Raw genomic sequence first — 17,856 nt, 5'->3', positions numbered from 1 at the left:
CTCCTCCCAGCATGTCCTCTTGTATCGCAGTCGTTCAACGCAAGGGCACGAAGTGAGGGTTGCTTCTGCAGAAGTTCAGCGGCTTTTGCCATCAGCGCGCAGGACTTCAAAAGCTGCCACTCGCCCGTCAGTGGGGCGAAGTGGTTTATTTTGTTCCAACCAACACCCGGCCTGATCCGGTGTCAGGCCGGTGACTTAAGCTGGTGTCGAATGGGGGTATCCGACTGGTCGGACCGTCGCACCCGTCAAGCTCTGGGCAACGCGCCTTTCTGATTTGAGAACGGCAATTGTCATGCCAGCGAATCTCAGGTGGAAGGCAAGCCATGTTCAGGCCTGGAGCTGGCCCGCTACAAAGGAGGGGGATTTCGCGGCGGCGGCGCCCCGGAGCGGCCCGGATATGATTCGGAGAGGCTTCAGTCGGCAGGCGAAATCGTGAGCGATACGTACCGCCGGGCGCCTTGGCTCAGTGCCTAGCCAAACCTGCGTAGACATTACCGCTGTTTCCGCGTTCGGCCCACAAGCTGGCAATTCGATCTCAATACAAAACTCTCTGTGCGATGATGTCTCGCCGGGACCGGCGCTTGTCGCATCTGTGACACTGCATGTATTCATCAAGCCAAGACATCCGACGTTGCTTGTTCGCCCGGACTCGCTCCGCAACTAAATCAGCAGCCTGCATGTCAGATCCAACTGGGCATGGCGGTTGCTATTGTCCAGCCACACCGTGAGCGCTGAGCGCGACCAGCGGGTAAGACGTATACGATCAACTTCGCCGGAGCGTATTGGCTACCCAATCGCTTGATGGAGCACCGATGCGGCCACCGGACAGCTTACACTTTGCGGCACACCCGTTGTTGTCAGATCGATCATCACGCCGAAGGTTGAGGCGCTAGTCTGATCTACAACACGAACGTCGTGATCTAGCTCAAAGCGAACTCGCGAATCAAATAAGGGCCAAGCCACCCTCGTGGGCGCACGCCGGCAGCGAGCATCTCGAAATCGCAAGTTTGATGGCGCCTCGCTTTCAGAGGATGCGGTGCATACTGCGCCGACCCATTGAAAAGAACGGGGGGTGGCCTCGGTGTCGACTGTTTCCTTGATAACAACCAGAGCTGATGAGGTGGGTTTATGAACAAATCGATCCGGAAGCTTCGGCTTGTGGCCGAAGCATCTGTTTTGGCGATTGTGCTGTTGATGTCGCCAGCAGCTAACGCGGACGATAATCTGCTGAGAACCGCCAAGCAGATCTTCCATCCGATCCCCTCAGTCATTCCTGCGCCAATTCAGTCACACATGAAAAGGTCGAGCTTGGCAAGATGCTGTTCTTCGATCCGCGGCTATCGGCAAGCGAGATCATTAGCTGCAACACGTGCCGCAATCTCGGCACCGGCGGAGTCGATCCCGGTCCGACCTCAGTCGGTCACGTCTGGAAGGTCGGCTTACGTCGGGCCCCAACCGTCTACAACGCGGTGTTCAATGTGGCGCCATTCTGGGACGGACGCGCGGCGGACCTGAAGGCGCAAGCCACCGGCCCTGTGCAGGCAAGTGCCGAAATGAGTGCGACTCCGAATCATGTGCTCGACAGCTTGAACTCAATGGCCAGCTATGTCGCCTTGGTCAAAAATGCCTTCCCGAACGATGCGAGACCGGTCACCTTTGAAAACTATGAAGGCAATCGAGGCTAATGAAGCGACTCTCATTTCACCTGCGGCGCCCATTCGATCAGTATCTGGAGGGCAATACACATGCTCTGCATGATCAGCAGAAGTTCAGGGTTGGCGCTGTTTATAGAGAACGGATGCCCGCTTGTCACAAGGAAATCAACATCGGTGGACACGCCTACTTCCCATTCGGCGTGAAGAAAAAGCCTGACGCAAGCCTGCTTCCGAGCCGCCGATAAGGGTTGGTTCGCGGTCACCAAGGCGGCCGGTGACGAATATGTCTTCCGCGCGGCGCCCTTGCGGAACGTTGCGTTGCGAGCCCCTTACTTCCATTCGGGCCAAGTTTGGAGCGTGAAGCAAGCTGTTGCCCTGATGAGTGAAATCCAGCTCGGCGTCAAGCTTAGCGATGAGGAACAGAACGATATCGTAGCGTCTCTGTATTCGCTGACCGGGCGGGTACCTAAGATCAAGTATCCGACACTAACCACGCGTACGAACACGAGGCCAAAGCCTTCCATAGACAGATAGGATTAACAGCACCGGCCTCATGCTTGGTGTAGCAGATGCCATGCACGTACCCGGGGTCGCGCAATGACGTCAAAATGAATGATCCCGTGCCGTCACTCATAGCCGGGCCTATAAAAAAGCGCCCGGCCTACTCGGGAGGCCGGGCGAAAGTCACGCAGGAGCGACGCTGCTTTACGCATCGCACCAGCTTTCGTCGGTAGGGAGGACTACCGGCGCTCGATTTACGGCAAGGGCATTCGCCGTCAAACAACGAGAAGCGGATATCGCCTCCGCGCAAAATCTGGAGCCGCTTGCCTTCCCCTCCAGTGGGACACTTCAGGACTTGCCCACCACTCCCCGCGTCCGGTTGGCAAGGCAGTGCCTTGATCGAGCTAGGATCCTTCGCGCAAGCGGCTTGGGCGCCGCGGCGCTCTGAAACTCAAGCGGCCGCTTGCCGTCGCGCAGCAGCATTTGGCATCCCCAACACCAGCAACGCTCGATTATCTTCCCGAAGATCGTGCCAAGGCGCCAATCTCCTATGACATTCCGTAAGGGAGGTAAAATAGATTGTTGTGATGGGACGCATCCACGCGATGGATAAATGAAAAGTAGAGCTGTGGTTAGCATCGACCGTTAATGCCTTCGATCGGCATCGCCGGCAGGCTATCGGCCGTCGGATCGAGAATCGAGCTTGTCGCCGGCTGTATGCGACCGCCTCGGCCAACGCCAGCCGGCATTCCCGTCTCTGGAACTTTGGAAAGCTCGCGAGGACATCGCAAGCCCCCAAAGCCTGTGCATCTCATTCACAAAAGCGCGGCAAAACGGTTGGCACCATCGTGGCGCAGCCCGCAACTCGCGTGCGGCCATCATATTGACGAGCGCGGGACGCACCTCCTCCCACTTTCGAGTTTTCAGCCCGCAGTCGGGATTGATCCAGAGCTGCCGATCAGACACTCGCTGCGGCGCCAACACAATAAGCTGCTTGGAGGGCTCCGCCTGTGAATGCGTTCGCGTTCGATACCCTGTTCGGGTAACCGGATGAGCTCCGCGGCCGGAACGAACCCGAGCCGTTTTCGATATCTGTGTGATCGCGACGGGCCGGGTTTTCCGTCAGCAGCTTCTCGAACCCGCCCCTCAGGAAGTTGCGATCATCCTCGGCTGGCGTCCGTTTGATACACCGCCATGAGGCTCCTTAGGAATTGCCAATGCCGGATTACTCTAGAATCGTAGGGATGATCAGCTCGGACGGCTTGGTATTCGGCTGGGCCCGCGATGAGCCATGAGCTCGATCGCCTCCGTGCCGTTGGTCAAGATGATCTCCTCAGTGCGGCAGGTATTCACGTGCTGAGCGACTTTGCCGCGCGCCCTCGATGCGTCCGCCGCCGCTTGGCAAGTGGGGCCTGGACGTGGGCGACATGCAGGAATAGCTCCTGACCTCAGGATGCATTCTGAGTTGCGAAACTGGAGTAAGCAGCCAGAGCGCGGGCGGCGGGATCGGGCTAGGCCCCTACACTCCATGTACTCGTGCACGGCGACCACGGGCAAGCGGAGGTCGAGCTTCTCGTCCCTCTTCAGGATCTCCGGAACGATCTCGTCGCACGAGGAGACCGGCTCCTCGGCTCCGAAGTGACGCAGTTCTAGATATTCTGCAAGCGATCTTGGGATATTCGACGCCTGTCCACCTCGCCTCGGCTCGTCAGGCAGCGACGACAAGCCTCAACGCCGCCACTGGAGCATCGAAGCGGCCTTGTCCTTATCGAGATAAATTTGAGGTGCCCTCCGACAGAGCCCCTTCGAGCTAGACTTCGACTACCTCGTTCACGACATCGATGAAGCCTTATGGACGCGGGCTGTTTATGCTGTCTTAGACGGGACACAGGTGTCAGGCATCGGACAGACGGCCGCGCATTGCGGCGTGTCGGAATGGCCCTCGCACTCCGTACACTTTTTGGCATTGATAACGTAAATGTCGCGCTTGAGGCTGATTGCCGCGTTGGGACACTCAAACTCACATGCACCACAAACGGTGCATTGCGAAGCGACGATCTTGTAAGCCATGCCTTCCGACTCCTTAGGCGAGCGATGCCATTGGCGATCCCCTTCAAATGCCGTGCCAAACACAGACGCTCAATGGCGGGCAATTTGCGCAATTGTGTTGTCCCGGACTGCGACCATGAGCGCATCTCCGACAACAACAGGCCGCTTCAATTTCAAGCTATGTGAGCCCTCGCGCACTACTCCGAGAGCCAGTCGCGACTCGAACGCTGCTAGCTTCCGTCGGTTTGTCCCAGCACGGCAGCGCGCGGCCAAGCGACGCTCGATGATTCCGAAACCGGCGGCGCGACGAAACGCCGCGAGCCGACGCACGTCTACGCGAGATCTCGGCAAACCTCCGGTCACACGCCCTGACTGGAGGTTTTGTGCAAGCCTCCCTCATGGCTGCAACGTTGCCTCCGCGGATAGACTCGCTGGAGGCTTGCCAAAGCGGATTTGTGCTACAACGAGCTTCTGCGTCGCTTCGGAAAGAAATGAAGTCGCGCCGGGAGGAGCGACACTGGCTTTGCAAATTCACAGGGAATTGCAGTCAGCCTCACGCCTGGTGCCAAGTAAGCATGCCGGTGTGGGCAAGTGCTGCTACGCTTTGCTTGACCGTGCTCAGCCACTCCTCATGCAACTATTTTGACAGAAGTGGAGCAGTGCTGAAAGATGACTGTGCAAATTGCTTCCGCGGCATGGCCTTTCCGAACAGATGGCCCTGCGCAAGGTCGAAGCCGAGTTCGGTCACAGCAATCAGGTCGGCATGGCTCTCCACACCTACGGCGACGGTGCGCGCACTGTATTCTTTGGCTAGATCGACGATCTGGCGGCACACCGTTCGCTTCAGGGGCCCATTTCCGCAACCGGAGACGTACTGCCGGTCCACTTTCAATTTCCTGAACGGGAATCTCTTCACCCCCATCAGCTGCGGCCAATTGGCGCCGACATTGTCGATTGCAAGGCCAATGTTGTAAAGGCGAACCTCACGCGCGACCTCGATCAGGAGATCTAGATTCCGGATGGCTTCCTCGCTCTCGATTTCAATCGTCAAGCCGCCGAAAGCGGGGTGCGCCGGCATGCGCTGACACAGATCGCGTACCGCCTGCGGATCAATCAGGAATGCTGCCGGGAGATTGATGGAGAGATCGATCGACGTTTTCTGCTCCAAAAGATACTCCCAATCCATGATTGCGCGGTCGATCACGAACTGCGACAACTCCCTTAAATGTGGATCGTGAGGCTCCGGGATGAAATAAGCCGGTGGAACAACGCCCCAGGTCGGGTGCCGCATTCGCACAAGCGCCTCGGCGCCGCGGCGGCTGAGGGTACACGCGTCAAACTTCGGCTCATACCAGAGCTCAAGCCATCCAGCGTGTAAGGCTTCTCCGACATGGACCGCGGGACGGGGCGCCGGCTCTCTGGGCAAGAGCATGGCGACCCGATCGCGCAGCGTCTCGGCTGCAAACGGGGTCCTCAGCGGCGGCAGCATAGCAAGTCCATATTCGCGCCCGACCTGCTGCACTGCCGTCATGATGATCGATTCGCGGGCGCCGAATGACAGCACTCTGCCTGCAAACTTTTCGCGTACGAGTATCTCGAGCAATCTTCCAGGCTCGATGCGATCCGAGCCAATGCCGAGCAGGATCAGATCAGGCAGCTCCGTGCAGAGTACGTGCGGCAGCTCGTCAGCAGTCCCGCATTCGCTGATAACAAACCCTATATCCTCCAGCACATCTCGTAGAAAGGCGCGCAGATGCTGCTTGCCGACGGCCACGCACGCTCGCGGCCGCACCTTACGCTGTCCGAAGATTACAGGTTTCCGTCCGACCAATTCGGCCTGCCAATGCTCCATCGCAACCACTCCCCTTCCGTGACGACCCTTTAAACGAGGAGAGAAGGTCCAAACAAGCTGCCCTTGCCGTTATCTTCGATTCTTCGAGGTAGTGCATGAGCGTGCAAAATCTTTCGCGACGTTGTTCTGACGATTTTGTCGGGCCCACGCGCATGACACCTCTTCGCGCAACTTTGTCGAGTGACGCACGCGAGTGTGGGGAATCTCATCTTCGGACTGATGCGCCCTATGGCGCGGCGATTGTCATGATGCAAGATCTACTGCATGAATTCGCTCGTGAGTGACGATTGGCAACCACTATTACGAATGTTTGATCGGCATGGCCGGCTTGCCCACGCGCGAATGTGCCGTCCGATTCATTTATTTTCCAATCGAAGAAAGTCCATCATGAGTTCGCAGCCGGCAAGCCGCGGTCATTTCTGAGAACGGCAGCATCTTGCACTTATCTCACCTCTGTTGCTTATAGCAGGGCGGAGGTCATATTCACTACCGAGCTTGGTAGTTGCTCTCGTTGAGTCATCTGTATCCTTTTGACCATGGATTTCCTCAAGAGGGATTGACGTGACAGGTGTTCGTGTTGGCGCTGAAGCGCAAGGCCCGCCCACGGGGCAAGGCTTCGCGCACCCGATTGAGGTGTGCGTGGCGTGGCCACCTAGGTTCTGCCGGTCATATTGTGCCGCTCTGCCCTTGTTGGCTTCTCGTCGTTTGCGTTCACATCTGTTTCCTCGGTGATGATCGGGGGGAACAGGTTTGGCATCTACCGGATCTTGTAGTGGACGCTCCATCGTCTGCATGAAACACGTAATGAACGAGCCCGGAGGCTCGTTCTTGCTCGTAATGTCTCGGGTTTGTACGCGCCCCGGCTGCGATCTCTGGTCCGGACACCAGCAGGATCGGCGTCGCTTGTCATCGGCGCCGACGGGACGAAAGAGGCCGGCACAAGAGAGCCTCGCCGACACGACTGAATCCGAATGGACGCGCGGCAAAGGCCATCGTCTTTGCGTACTGACGGGAGGAGAACCACTGTTGCCGGCCGACGATCATCTCCTGCAAGCGCCTGAGACTCTCGGGTTCCTCACCGTGATCGAGACGAACGGCAGGCTGCAGGTCCCGGTCGGCGTCGACTGGATTTGCCTCAGCCGAAATCCAAGGCCGCGGTGGCGATGACTCGCGGACACGAACTCAAACTTGAATCCGCGGCCAGAGCCCTGTCGGACCGGTCCGAGGAGGGGAACTTCGGCAATTTCCCGCTTCAACGATGGACTATCCCCCGACGAGGCCGACCAGACGCGGCAGACCGTCGCGTACTGCCTGGCTCATTCGAAATGGAAACTCAGGGGCAAGCCCACAAACATCCGGCATCAGATGAAGATACTCGCTATCTTCTTGTGCGTTGCCGTCAGCGCCTCCTCGATCTCCGCGCGCATTTCGCGCCGCCTGTCGTCTGGTCACTGACCGCTCGGGGCCTCTGCGGTTGTCGATTCCGATTATCGGCGCGCCGACTGGCGTGCTTCTGTTTCTTCAGCCCGGTGCTCATGCCGCTGTGGCAGATGCGCGGCGGTCACGCCATCATGCGCCATCTCGCGATCGCGCAAATCGATCTGAAGACGGTGGCGGCGATGTCCGACTGGGACATGCTGCTTATTCCGGGTGTCGGTCACAAGAACCTAGCGCAGATCAGGACGTGGCTCGCGATGGCCATCGAAGAGGAGAAGAGGGGATGATAATAGACCGCGAGCGCCTGCTCAAGTTTCTGAGGCTCACGGAGTCCAACCACGACGGCGAGGCCATCGCCGCCCTGCGCATGGCCAACAAGCTGATACGCTCCGCAGGCAAGACGTGGGAGGATGTCGTGGCCGGCGTCGCGGCTCCGGCGCCCAAGTCCTACGGCTCCCCCGCCCCGACCGACTACCGAACTCCGCCGAGCAAGCGCGGGACGAGGCAGTACGGCAGGGCCGATCCGCGGAGGCCGAGGACCGAGGCCAAGAAGATATACGACGACAACATCGGAACCTATCTCAAGGACTTGACCAAGCGCAGACACGACCCGAGCACCGTCATGTTTCTAGCGTCGCTGTCCGAGCACTACGAGGCGAAAGGCTACCTGACCGAGCCGCAGTACGAGACTGTGATGCGAATGCACGACAGGAAGCGCGGCAAGTCAACCTTGAGGTTCTAGTCAGCGTTTTCTTAGTCTAAGCATATCAGGCGGCGTCGGCGAGTTTGTAGGACCAGTTATGGACGACGGGATTGCGATCGACGTCGTCAATTCCGGCCATGATGCGCTCCTTGAGTTCATACTTTGATGTAACCCGGATATGACGCAGGACGGAACGGGCGAACTTGGAGAAGAAGCCCTCGATGAGGTTGAGCCAGGAGCCGTGCTTGGGCGAAGGTAAACTGGAAGCGGCCTGCCGGTCGTGTGTCGAGCCAGGCTCTGGTTTCTCTCGATATGTGGGCGGAATGATTATCGAGGATCAACTTGATCGCGGTCCTGGCCGGATAGGCGGCATCGAGGAGCTTGAGGAATTCTATGAACTCTCGGCTGCGGTGGCGGTCTTTGACGTGCGCGTGGACCTTCCCGGTGAGCAGGTCAATCCCCGCCAACAGGCTGAGCGTGCCGTGACGTTTGTACTCATGATCGCGGGCGAAGGTCGCATGCACGCCCGGCACTGGCCGGCAGATCCGGTGCTGTCGTTGCGATGGCCTGTATCCCCGGCTTTTCATCGTAGGAGACGATCGCTACCGGTTTGTCCGACGTCTTCGACCGGGCGGCTTTTTTTCAGGATCTGGACCTCGCGATGGACATACAGAACCTCCGCCATCTTCTGCTCGAACTCGGCGTCGCGGTTTTCAAGATAGTAGCGCACTTTGTGCGGCTTGATTTCCTCCTGACCGAGAAGCTTGCACACCGTGCCCTGAACCAGACGGGCGAGACATTCATGTCCGGCCTCTGGTCCGTGCTCGCGGGCATGGCGGGCCAACAGCCGCGTCGTCCACAACTCGTGCGGATAACCATGCTCCTCGGCCTTGTCGCACGGCAGAGACAGCAGCCAGGCCTTGGCCGCCGGCGTGATCACCGGCTCCTTGCCCAGTCGCGGGCGCTCGTCGAGCGCCGACAGCGCGCCATCGGCCGCCTAAGAAGCTCGATCGCCATTGCCTGAACGAAGTCCCGGCACTGGAAAATCCGACGGCGGAAAACAGCGCACATCTGGATCTGGGAGCGCACGAAACCGCGCCTTGCGCAACTCTCGAGCGTTAGGGTCTATGAGACGACGGATTGTTGGGCGGATATGACGGACACAATCGCTGAATTCGGCACTCACTTGGGAGATCGCGGTGACGCAGTCTGCAGTCGTCCTCTTTTCGGGCGGTCAGTACTCCACGACTGTGTCGCATCGGCGCCATCGCGCTAGAACCATCGCTTACCAAGGTTGTCGGACTGTGATGACAACGCTGTCCGCAAAACGGTCCGATGGAAAGCCAAAAGCAATGGGTTTTGGTCTATTTAGCATCGAACTGACGGATGAGAAATCGCGGCGCAACTCATCGGAGGCCTCTTGTTTAGCGAAGGATGAACCCGTCGTCTCAGGACACGCTGTGTTAGGCCGCCTCTGATGGCGTTTTCGGAACAATCGGGCCGCGCAACTTCTGCCGCGAACTGTACAGTTTTTTGGATGATACGTCATAACGGAATGCAGCCCGGCATCGTAGTGTGACCGCGAACACGAGCACTAGGTCGCTTTCACCGATGGTCATGGATTTTGAGATAGATGGCTAACTCATGCGGTTCTCTTTCGAAAGAAACACAGCGCCAGAAACCACATTCAACCTTCGCGCGGGAATTGATTGAAATCAAGGTCAGTGAATTTCTGTTAATGTAAAGCAGCCGGTGGTCGGAGAGCGATATAAACCGCTCGCGCTCAGCGCAGCGCGCGCGGCAGCCACCGCTTCCTTAAAATTGCATAGCTCAAGTCGACGGGTTTGCGGACGGCCTATCAGTCGCACGCGGTCGCCTTGAGTGCGGCGATGACGTCCTCACGGGCGATGATTCCGACCAGCTTCTGGCGGCTGTTGAGCACGATGACGCTCCTGATGCGGTGCTCGACCATGATCTGGAGCACGCGCGTCAACTTGGTATCGGGACTGACTTAGATGAATTCAGGTGTCATGACGTCGCCGACCTTGCGGCTCATTAGATCGTGATAGCGCGGCAGCATCTGGCGCGGCGTGAAGGCGAAGCACTTCAGAATGTCGAATTTGGTGACGATGCCGACGACCTGCCTGTCATCCTCGACCGGATAGGAGTTGAAATCGTCGCGTCCGAATATCTCGCTGAGTTCGAGCAGGTCGAGATCGCGCTTCACCATCCGGACGTTGCGCGTCATGTAACCGTCGACGGTCTGCTCAAGAAACTTGTACACGGCGCGTCCTCCTCGATTCATCTCCGTCCGCCTGGCCGTCAGTGCGACAGCAACCCGCAGCGAGCGGATTGCGTGACCAGATATTGGGTGACGGCGCCCAGGATCAGCTCGTGGGAGTGCGAATGACCGTAGGCGCCGGCGACGATCAAGCCGGCGCCGACATCGCCGGCAATTTTCTCGAATTGCAGGGCGGCGGTTTCGTTTCCCGCGGCTTCCAGGACGCGCGCGGTCGCGGTGAGCCGTGGCGGGCGAGCCAGGCGGCGACATCGCTCACACGGGCCATGACCGGCGATCGATCGTCATCCTGCTCCGGAATTCTCGACGACGGCGACGTCCCTCGCCTTGCGCAGCATCGGCAGCGCGTCGGCCATAGCCCGCCGCGCCTCGGGCGTATCCTTCCGCGCCACGAGCACGCTGCGCAGATCGAGCCAGTTGACCCGGTCGGGCACGACCAGAAGCGGCCGGCGCATCACCAGGTCCTTGGAGCTTGCGAGCGAAAAGGCATCGGAAAAGGCCGGGCTGTGCCCGCCGCTGACGACAATATCGGCGCACCGCACCTGCGCCAGGACAAACCGCGTGAGGAACTCCATGGCGCTGCGCCATTGCGCATGTCCGCCGCGCGCCCTCGTCGCGGCGCGGAAATGCGCTTCCAGATCGGTAAGATGTTTCCTGATTGAAGCCTGCTCCCGGTCGATCAGCGCTTGAGCCTCAGCGCCGTCAGCGAAATAGAGCGGATGGCCGCCTCGAACCGCTCGGCGAGTTCGCCCTCGACCTGAAGAGGCCGTTGTCGGGCTGATCGAGCGCCAGGCTGACTATCACTGTCGCATATGTCATCGGGAGCCTCCGGGCAGCGAGATGAGGTGGAATCTAGCCGCGCCGACGCAAAGGCGGGATGAGGTAGATCAAATTTCGTCGTGCCAGCTGGAAGAATTCCGCCAATAAGATCAGACATCCGAACTTGCCTTCGGCCCGGCCTTGGGCGAAATTGCAGCCCTCTTCACGGCACGGAACCCGCCGCAGGAGAATGGGAGCAATAGCTTGTCGCCGAGCCACGACACGCATCCACGAGACGACGCTCGCGGCGAGCATTTTCGGGTCCGAATCGAAGGATTCGGCGTCGGCACGTGGGATCTCGACCTCAACACGCGGGAGCTGGACTGGTCGGAAACCGCCGGTGCCTTGCTCGGCGTCGCGCAGGGCCAGCCGCGGAGCTACGACCTGTTTATGTCTCGCCTCGAGCGCGGGGACCGTGAGCGGGTCGAGAGGGCGTTCAAGCGCGTCTGCGAGCGGGGCGGCGGATTCGACCTGTCTTTCCGGGTCGCAGGCGAATCAGAGAGTGGGCAATCGGTCCGCGCCCGGGCGGGAGTCATTCGCGATGAAGCCGGCGCCGCCCGTCATCTCAGCGGTATCTTTCTGGACATCGATGAGGAGAAGCAGGTCGAGCAAGCGGTGCGCAGCCGCGAGACCCACCTCCGCTCGATCCTCCACACCATTCCCGATGCGATGATTGTCATCGACGGCAACAGCATCATCCAGCTGTTTCAGCACGGCGACGGAGCGGCTGTTCGGCTGGTCCGAGCACGAGGCGATCGGCCAGAACGTCAGCATTTTGATGCCGGAGCCCGACGGCGCCCGCCATGACAGCTACATCGCCCGCTATCGCTCCATCCACGATCCGCACATCATCGGCATCGACCGCATCGTCACCGGCAAGCGTCGCGACGGAACGAGGTTTCCGATGCACCTGTCGATCGGCCGAGATGCAGTCGGGCGGGGAGCCCTATTTCACCGGCTTCGTCCGCGACCTCACCGAGCATCAGCAGACCCAGGCGCGGCTCCAGGAATTGCAGTCCGAGCTCGTGCACGTCTCGCCCCTGACCGCGATGGGCGAAATGGCTTCCGCGCTCGCCCACGAGATCAACCAGCCGCTCGCGGCAATCAGCAATTACATGAAGGCTCGCGGCGACTTCGCGCCGGCAGCACCGATCCGAACACGCCGAAGATCGAGAGCGCACTGGACCGCGCCTCGGAACAGGAGCCGCGCGCGGGCCAGATCATCCGGCGCTTGCGCGACTTCGTTTCCCGCGGCGAGTCCGAAAAGCGGGTCGAAAGCCTGTCCAAGCTGATCGAGGAAGCCGCGCGCTCGGGCTAACCGGCGCCCGTGAGCAGAACATGCAGCTCCCGTTCAGCCTCAATCCGGACGCCGACCTCGTGCTCGCCGACCGGGTGCAGATCCAGCAGGTGCTGGTAAATATGTTCCGCAACGCGCGGGAAGCGATGGCGCAGTCGCCGCGGCGCGAACTCGTCGTCACCAACAACCGCATTGCCGACGACATGATCAAGGTGAAGGTGTCCGACACCGGATCCGGCTTCCGGGAGGACGTCACTCCAAACCTGTTTCAGACCTTCTTCACCACCAAAGAGACCGGCATTCGCGTGGGACTGTCCATCAGCCGCTCGATCATCGAGGCTCACGGCGGCCGCATGTGGGCCGAGAGCAACGCATCGGGCGGGGCAACATTCCGCTTCGCCTTGCCGGCAGCCGACGAGAACTGATCCACGACGACAAAAGTAACATCTATGTCATCGACGACGACGAGGCGATGCGGGAGTCGCTGAACTTCGTACTGATTCTTCCGGCTTCAACGTCACGCTGTTCGACAAGGCGCAGAGCTCGCTCGATGCCCTGCCCGGCCTCGCCTTCGGCTGCGTGGTCTCCGACGTGCGCATGCCGGACCTGGACGGAATCGAGCTTCTCAAGCGCATGAAGACGCAGCAAAGCCCGTTTCCGATCCTGATCATGACTGGTCACGCCGACGTGCCGCTCGCAGTCGAGGTGATGAAGCTTGGTGCGGTCGACTTTCTCGAGAAGCCATTGGAGGACGACCGCCTCGTCACCATGATCGAAGCCGCGATCCGCCAGGCCGAACCGGTCGCCAGGAACGAGGCCGTCGCCGATGACATCGCCGTCCGTGTCACCTCGTTAAGCCCGCGCGAGCACCAGGTCATGGAGGGGCTGGTCGCAGGTCTCTCCAACAAGCTGATCGCCCGCGGATACGACATCAGCCCGCGCACGATCGAGGTCTACCGGGCCAATGTGATGACCAAGATGCAGGCGAGCAGCCTTTCGGAGCTGGTGCGGCTGGCGATGCGCGCCGGCATGATCACGGATTGAGAGACGTCAAAGCCCTTGCGCTGGCCTGTGCTAGCCAATCCGCATGATCGAGATGGGCCCGCAGCATCAGCGGCTCCCAACGCCGTCATTGGCGAAGCTCACCGTCTATATGGTCGATGACGATGCCGCCGTACTCGGGTCCCTGCGGTTCCTGCTGGAAACCGACGGTTTTGCCGTACGGACCTTCAGGAATGCCACGGCGCTGCTCAATGCGACGAGCCCGCCCCGCGCGGACTGTTACGTCATCGACTACAAGATGCCTGACATTAATGGCATCGAGCTGGCCGGGCGGCTGCGCCAATCCGACGTCGACACGCCCGTGATCCTGATCACGGGTTTCCGGACGGAAATATCTCTGCACGGGCGGCGGCGACAGGGATCGAGGACGTCATTTTGAAGCCCCTCCTCGACCTCGCGAAATGCATCCGGCACGCCATCCAGGACAGGCGCGGCCACTGACCTGCGGGATTCTCCGGAGGTAAACCTCCTTACCGCCGAATATGTCTATCAGGTCGTCTCCGGCGCGGTGCGCAGCTACAAGCTGCTCTCCGACGGCCGCCGTCAGATCGGTGCGTTCCACCTTCCGGGTGACGTGTTCGGCCTGGAACGCGGCCAGACGCATCGCCTTGCAGCCGAAGCGATTATCGTCACCAGCGTCCGCCTCGTGGAGCGGGCCAGCCTCGAAAAGCTCGTCGGCACCGACGTACAGGTCGCGAGCAAGCTCGGGGTCATGACGGCGGCCGAGCTGCGTCACGCCGAAGACCACATGTTGCTGCTGGGGCGCAAGACGGCGATGGAGCGTGTTGCAATCTTCCTGCTCGAAATGGATCGCCGGCTCGCCGTGGCCGGCATGATGGCGCTGCCGATGTGTTGTCGCGATATCGGCGACTATCTGGGCCTCACGCTCGAGACCGTGTGGCGCGCGCTCTCGCAGCTTCACGCAAAGGGCATACTCGGCTTCTCCGGCGCTTGCCAGATCGTGCTGCGCAACCGCCAGCGCCTGCACAATCTCGGCGCCTGATCGCTTTCACCCGGCCGATGTTTCTCCCTGCGACTTGGCCTGATGGCGCCTATTCATTGCGCCCGAGCATGCTGTAATGAGAAACAAGCGACTGGCCGGCACCAGTTTTGCTAGCGCGGTCTGCCAGAGCTTACCGGTATTCACCATAGCTGCTGGACCTCGGGTCGATCAAGATTGGCGGATGCGAAACAATCGACGATCACACGGACTATGGGCGCTGACTGCGCCACCAGCGCCAGAAACTGCTCTCCTTACCGCCGAAACTGCAGCGGATATCGTCGTGATTGGCGGTGGATATACCGGGCTGTCGGCGGCCCTCCATCTTGCTGAAGGTGGAGCGTGTGTCGCGCTTTTGGAGGCGTCTGAAATAGGATTCGGCGGCTCCGGGCGGAACGTCGGGCTCGTGAATGCGGGCATGTGGCACATGCCTGACGCGCTTCCGGACGCGCTCCGCGCGCCATTTGGAGAACGGTTGCTTGAACAACTCGGGCGCGGACCGCAGACGGTGTTCGAACTCATCGAAAAGCACGACATCGAATGTGGAGTGGAACGTGCCGGCACCTTGCATTATGCGGTCGGACGTAAGGGCTTGGAGGTGATTGAGGCCCGTGCCGCTGCGCAGCGAACTGTCGGACGCTACAGCGCGATTGTCAGCTCTAAGACCATTCTCCACAATTTGACGCATGCACCCGGTACGAAGCAACTGAAGACCCCTCAATTTCCACGCGGCACGCTGCTTGTTTCATTCGCGGTGCCGTCACCGATGCCAGCTCGAAGGCGCTCGGTTGTGGATCGGGAAAGCGCCGCGGAGTGTTTGATGCGATCTGGAGTTCGTTTTTGGGGGGAGCGACAACGATTACGCTAGTCGCAAGCGGCCGGCGGACCTTGAGCCAGCAGTACAACTGCCACCGGCTCTGTGGAGCTGGTCCGGAGGATATATTAGCGGGCACGCCGGCGCGTGGTTACGGCCAAAATCCTTCAGTAATCCCTGAGGTCCCTCAGTCTATGGCGGCGGCGTCGATACTCCTGTGTTCCTGGCGGGCGGCCAGATCGGTTACAACTGGCAGAAGAATAGCTGGGTGTTTGGCCTCAAACTCACGGCCAGCAGTGCTGTCTTCAACAGCACAAATACCCGCCTCGCCGCCGCCAGCATAGTACTGAGCGCAAACTGCAAGGCGAATCCACACGTCTTTGTTACCGGAGCCGGTCGCCTCGGTTACCCCTTTGGCGCGCAGGGCAACACGCTGGCCTACCTCAACGGAGGCGTGGCTTGGCAAAACGACTGAGGCGCCGTCATCAATAACAACGAGTTTGGCCAATGTCGGCGACGGCGCGCTCGACTTCTACAAGTCGCTCGACGAGGTCTTTCCTCGCACACGCCACCATAATGCTGGGTGCACAAGACCGTGAACGTCCTGGAAAACGGTCCCACTCCCGGTGCAGGCCACCATGAGAAGGATTTGCGCGAGGTCTATTGGGCGCGAACCGAGCGTCCGCCGAAGCGGCGACCGACGTCTTCCCCGAGACGCACCGCCAAGTACGGCCGGGCGGTCGAACGCCTGGTCAAGGATCGCGACGCACGCTGGCCTTCTACGATTTTCTTGCCGCGCATCACTTGCCCCACCAATTCCATCGAGCGCGTGTTCGCCACCAAGCGATACAGGACCGTGCGGACGAAGGCCTCCTTGTCGCCAACCACCGCCAGGCCGATGGTGTTCAAGCTGGTGATCGCCACATCGAGGACCTGGCGGCGGCTCAAAGGCACAAATCCGTGGCCGAACGCCGTCGCAATCGTCGGATTCAACGACGGCATTGAGATTGAGCCATTTTTTCTCACTGGGCGATGAATGCTCGACGGTATCCCCGATCGTGCACGCGTTTCGCTAAACGCCCCCTGACATTCGATCCAGTTCGTCCGCAACCAGCTTCTCGGCATTAAAGTTCTCGTTGGACTGACAAAATACCTCCTCGGCGGTGTAAGCCATGGACTCTAGCGGACTTTGCCGATACCCATGTTTCTCCAATCCATCGGCGTACGTCGCGAGAAACCTTTCAGGACCAAGCAATCGCCACTGTACAACATGGACTAATTCATGAAAGTGGAGCCGCTCACTCGACGCAGAGCGACGCTTTACGAAGAATGTGTCCAGGTACGTGATACCGTCGTAATCGCCGTTTTCGAATTGGGCGAACTGGCTGAGTCCTAAAGATGATAGTGGCGGCATCGGAACCCGTTCGACAACGGCAACCTTGGTCGAGGATAAGAGATTTCCACTGAAGTATTGCGGCAGTCTCGGGAATCCAAGCGAACTTACGATCCTTACTTCGTTCGAATGTGCTTGTAGTGTTTGATGAATCCAACCGATTAAGTGAGGGTATAGTGCTTGGAACTGTTGCGGCGTCATGCGCGCTTTCCCCGATTTCGGAGTTTGGGAGACTTGATCAAACCTAGCATAGAGCTATACGCGCCGCCTCTTGGAGCTTCCCCTTCATTTTAAAGGTGCATTCCCCTACTGCTTATTCTTAATATAGATATAGGTCTCATTCATCGGGTCTGATTAATAGAGGAGCGGACATTTTTGTCTGCGCCAGAGCGGACCTAACGTACCTTTCTGGACCGGACATTTTGGTGCGGTCTGAACCGGACATCGGAAGTCACCGTGAGATACACTTCATAGATGTTCGTCTTGCCGAGACCTCGTCTCTGGATCGTGAGCAGCCCATTTTCTACTAGGGCCTTGAGGTTGACGGACACTTCGCTCCTCAATCCGTAGATCTTCGGGAAGAACGGCGTCGTCCGGGAAAGCAGTAGTCGTTCTGCCAAGCGTATGAAAGCAGCATGGCGAATGCCATCTTGTCGCGGGAGTGAGCTTCTTAGATTTGAGAAGGAAGTTCGGCACCTGCGTGAAGCCCATTATCGACGCCGCATCCGCGCCATTCAGGATGATGTGAGTATGTCGCCGATCGGCCGCGAATCCATCCCTGAAATTATACGCTATGTGCGGACTGCGTTGCTGTTTTATCCCCTGCTCTGCGGTTCCGGTTCGGATGTCGCGAATGATGTCTGCGCTCGGCGCGCCCAACGTATTCCTCCGGGGTGGGCCGCCTTGTTGAGTTGCAGGTATCCGACGAGGATCTAGCTTTAAGGCTAGCCTTAAGGTCGGTAGATGCGGGTAGAG

Annotated in this window: 9 protein-coding genes and 10 pseudogenes; 10 read left to right on the top strand and 9 right to left on the bottom strand. The window is 59.5% G+C overall.

The window, feature by feature from the left end:
* Positions 1-1,128: 1,128 nt before the first annotated feature.
* Positions 1,129-2,189, top strand: a pseudogene (locus tag ABIB66_RS43795) (cytochrome-c peroxidase).
* Between the two features lie 819 nt (positions 2,190-3,008).
* Here ABIB66_RS43795 and ABIB66_RS42015 read toward each other — a convergent pair.
* The 3 genes and pseudogenes from ABIB66_RS42015 to ABIB66_RS42005 all read right to left on the bottom strand — a co-directional run.
* A pseudogene (locus ABIB66_RS42015) lies at positions 3,009-3,152 on the bottom strand (hypothetical protein); the annotation flags it as partial.
* Between the two features lie 870 nt (positions 3,153-4,022).
* Positions 4,023-4,226, bottom strand: a complete 204-nt coding sequence (locus tag ABIB66_RS42010; protein ID WP_354259722.1) for a 4Fe-4S dicluster domain-containing protein — start codon at positions 4,224-4,226, stop codon at positions 4,023-4,025.
* Between the two features lie 616 nt (positions 4,227-4,842).
* Positions 4,843-6,057: an EAL domain-containing protein gene (locus ABIB66_RS42005; RefSeq protein ID WP_354259719.1), complete on the bottom strand. Its 1,215-nt coding sequence runs from the start codon at positions 6,055-6,057 to the stop codon at positions 4,843-4,845.
* A gap of 1,325 nt (positions 6,058-7,382) precedes the next feature.
* On the opposite strand from ABIB66_RS42005, the gene ABIB66_RS42000 reads away from it, so the two are divergent.
* Positions 7,383-7,781 (top strand): hypothetical protein, encoded by a 399-nt coding sequence (locus tag ABIB66_RS42000; protein ID WP_354259716.1) that lies wholly within the window; start codon positions 7,383-7,385, stop codon positions 7,779-7,781.
* Positions 7,778-8,236, top strand: a complete 459-nt coding sequence (locus tag ABIB66_RS41995; RefSeq protein WP_354210980.1) for a hypothetical protein — start codon at positions 7,778-7,780, stop codon at positions 8,234-8,236. Before ABIB66_RS42000 ends, ABIB66_RS41995 begins: the two co-directional genes overlap by 4 nt.
* Positions 8,237-8,352: 116 nt before the next feature.
* Here ABIB66_RS41995 and ABIB66_RS41990 read toward each other — a convergent pair whose 3' ends face one another.
* Both ABIB66_RS41990 and ABIB66_RS41985 read right to left on the bottom strand, forming a co-directional pair.
* Complete coding sequence (locus ABIB66_RS41990; protein WP_354259713.1) at positions 8,353-8,730, bottom strand: transposase; 378 nt, start codon at positions 8,728-8,730, stop codon at positions 8,353-8,355.
* Positions 8,731-8,780: 50 nt separating this feature from the next.
* Complete coding sequence (locus ABIB66_RS41985) at positions 8,781-9,137, bottom strand: COG3415 family protein (protein WP_354259710.1); 357 nt, start codon at positions 9,135-9,137, stop codon at positions 8,781-8,783.
* Positions 9,138-9,196: 59 nt separating this feature from the next.
* Here ABIB66_RS41985 and ABIB66_RS41980 point away from each other — a divergent pair.
* Positions 9,197-9,350: pseudogene (locus ABIB66_RS41980) on the top strand (6-pyruvoyl trahydropterin synthase family protein); the annotation flags it as partial.
* Between the two features lie 705 nt (positions 9,351-10,055).
* On the opposite strand, the pseudogene ABIB66_RS41975 reads toward ABIB66_RS41980, so the two are convergent.
* Both ABIB66_RS41975 and ABIB66_RS41970 read right to left on the bottom strand, forming a co-directional pair.
* Positions 10,056-10,481, bottom strand: a pseudogene (locus ABIB66_RS41975) (CBS domain-containing protein).
* Positions 10,482-10,519: 38 nt separating this feature from the next.
* Positions 10,520-11,315: pseudogene (locus ABIB66_RS41970) on the bottom strand (universal stress protein).
* 204 nt (positions 11,316-11,519) lie between these two features.
* Here ABIB66_RS41970 and fixL point away from each other — a divergent pair.
* From fixL to ABIB66_RS41940, 6 genes and pseudogenes are all read left to right on the top strand, one after another.
* Positions 11,520-13,037, top strand: a pseudogene (fixL, locus tag ABIB66_RS41965) (sensor protein FixL).
* A 47-nt stretch (positions 13,038-13,084) separates the two neighbouring features.
* A pseudogene (fixJ, locus tag ABIB66_RS41960) lies at positions 13,085-13,656 on the top strand (response regulator FixJ).
* A gap of 43 nt (positions 13,657-13,699) precedes the next feature.
* Positions 13,700-14,115, top strand: a pseudogene (locus tag ABIB66_RS41955) (response regulator).
* 34 nt (positions 14,116-14,149) lie between these two features.
* A pseudogene (locus ABIB66_RS41950) lies at positions 14,150-14,677 on the top strand (helix-turn-helix domain-containing protein); the annotation flags it as partial.
* Between the two features lie 181 nt (positions 14,678-14,858).
* Positions 14,859-15,311: pseudogene (locus tag ABIB66_RS41945) on the top strand (NAD(P)/FAD-dependent oxidoreductase); the annotation flags it as partial.
* Between the two features lie 394 nt (positions 15,312-15,705).
* The gene (locus ABIB66_RS41940) at positions 15,706-15,963 is read left to right on the top strand and encodes an outer membrane protein (RefSeq protein WP_354210977.1); all 258 of its coding nucleotides are present in this window, start codon (positions 15,706-15,708) and stop codon (positions 15,961-15,963) included.
* A 185-nt stretch (positions 15,964-16,148) separates the two neighbouring features.
* On the opposite strand, the gene ABIB66_RS41935 is transcribed toward ABIB66_RS41940, so the two are convergent.
* Both ABIB66_RS41935 and ABIB66_RS41930 read right to left on the bottom strand, forming a co-directional pair.
* Positions 16,149-16,490, bottom strand: a complete 342-nt coding sequence (locus tag ABIB66_RS41935) for a hypothetical protein (RefSeq protein WP_354259708.1) — start codon at positions 16,488-16,490, stop codon at positions 16,149-16,151.
* Positions 16,491-16,560: 70 nt separating this feature from the next.
* Complete coding sequence (locus ABIB66_RS41930; RefSeq protein ID WP_354259705.1) at positions 16,561-17,082, bottom strand: hypothetical protein; 522 nt, start codon at positions 17,080-17,082, stop codon at positions 16,561-16,563.
* Positions 17,083-17,856: the final 774 nt, after the last annotated feature.

The sequence above is a fragment of the Bradyrhizobium sp. F1.13.3 genome (genome assembly GCF_040548265.1).
In the GTDB taxonomy this organism is placed as follows: Bacteria; Pseudomonadota; Alphaproteobacteria; order Rhizobiales; family Xanthobacteraceae; genus Bradyrhizobium.
Note: the sequence above shows the minus strand (reverse complement) of the source record. Positions and strands in the feature narration are given on the sequence as shown.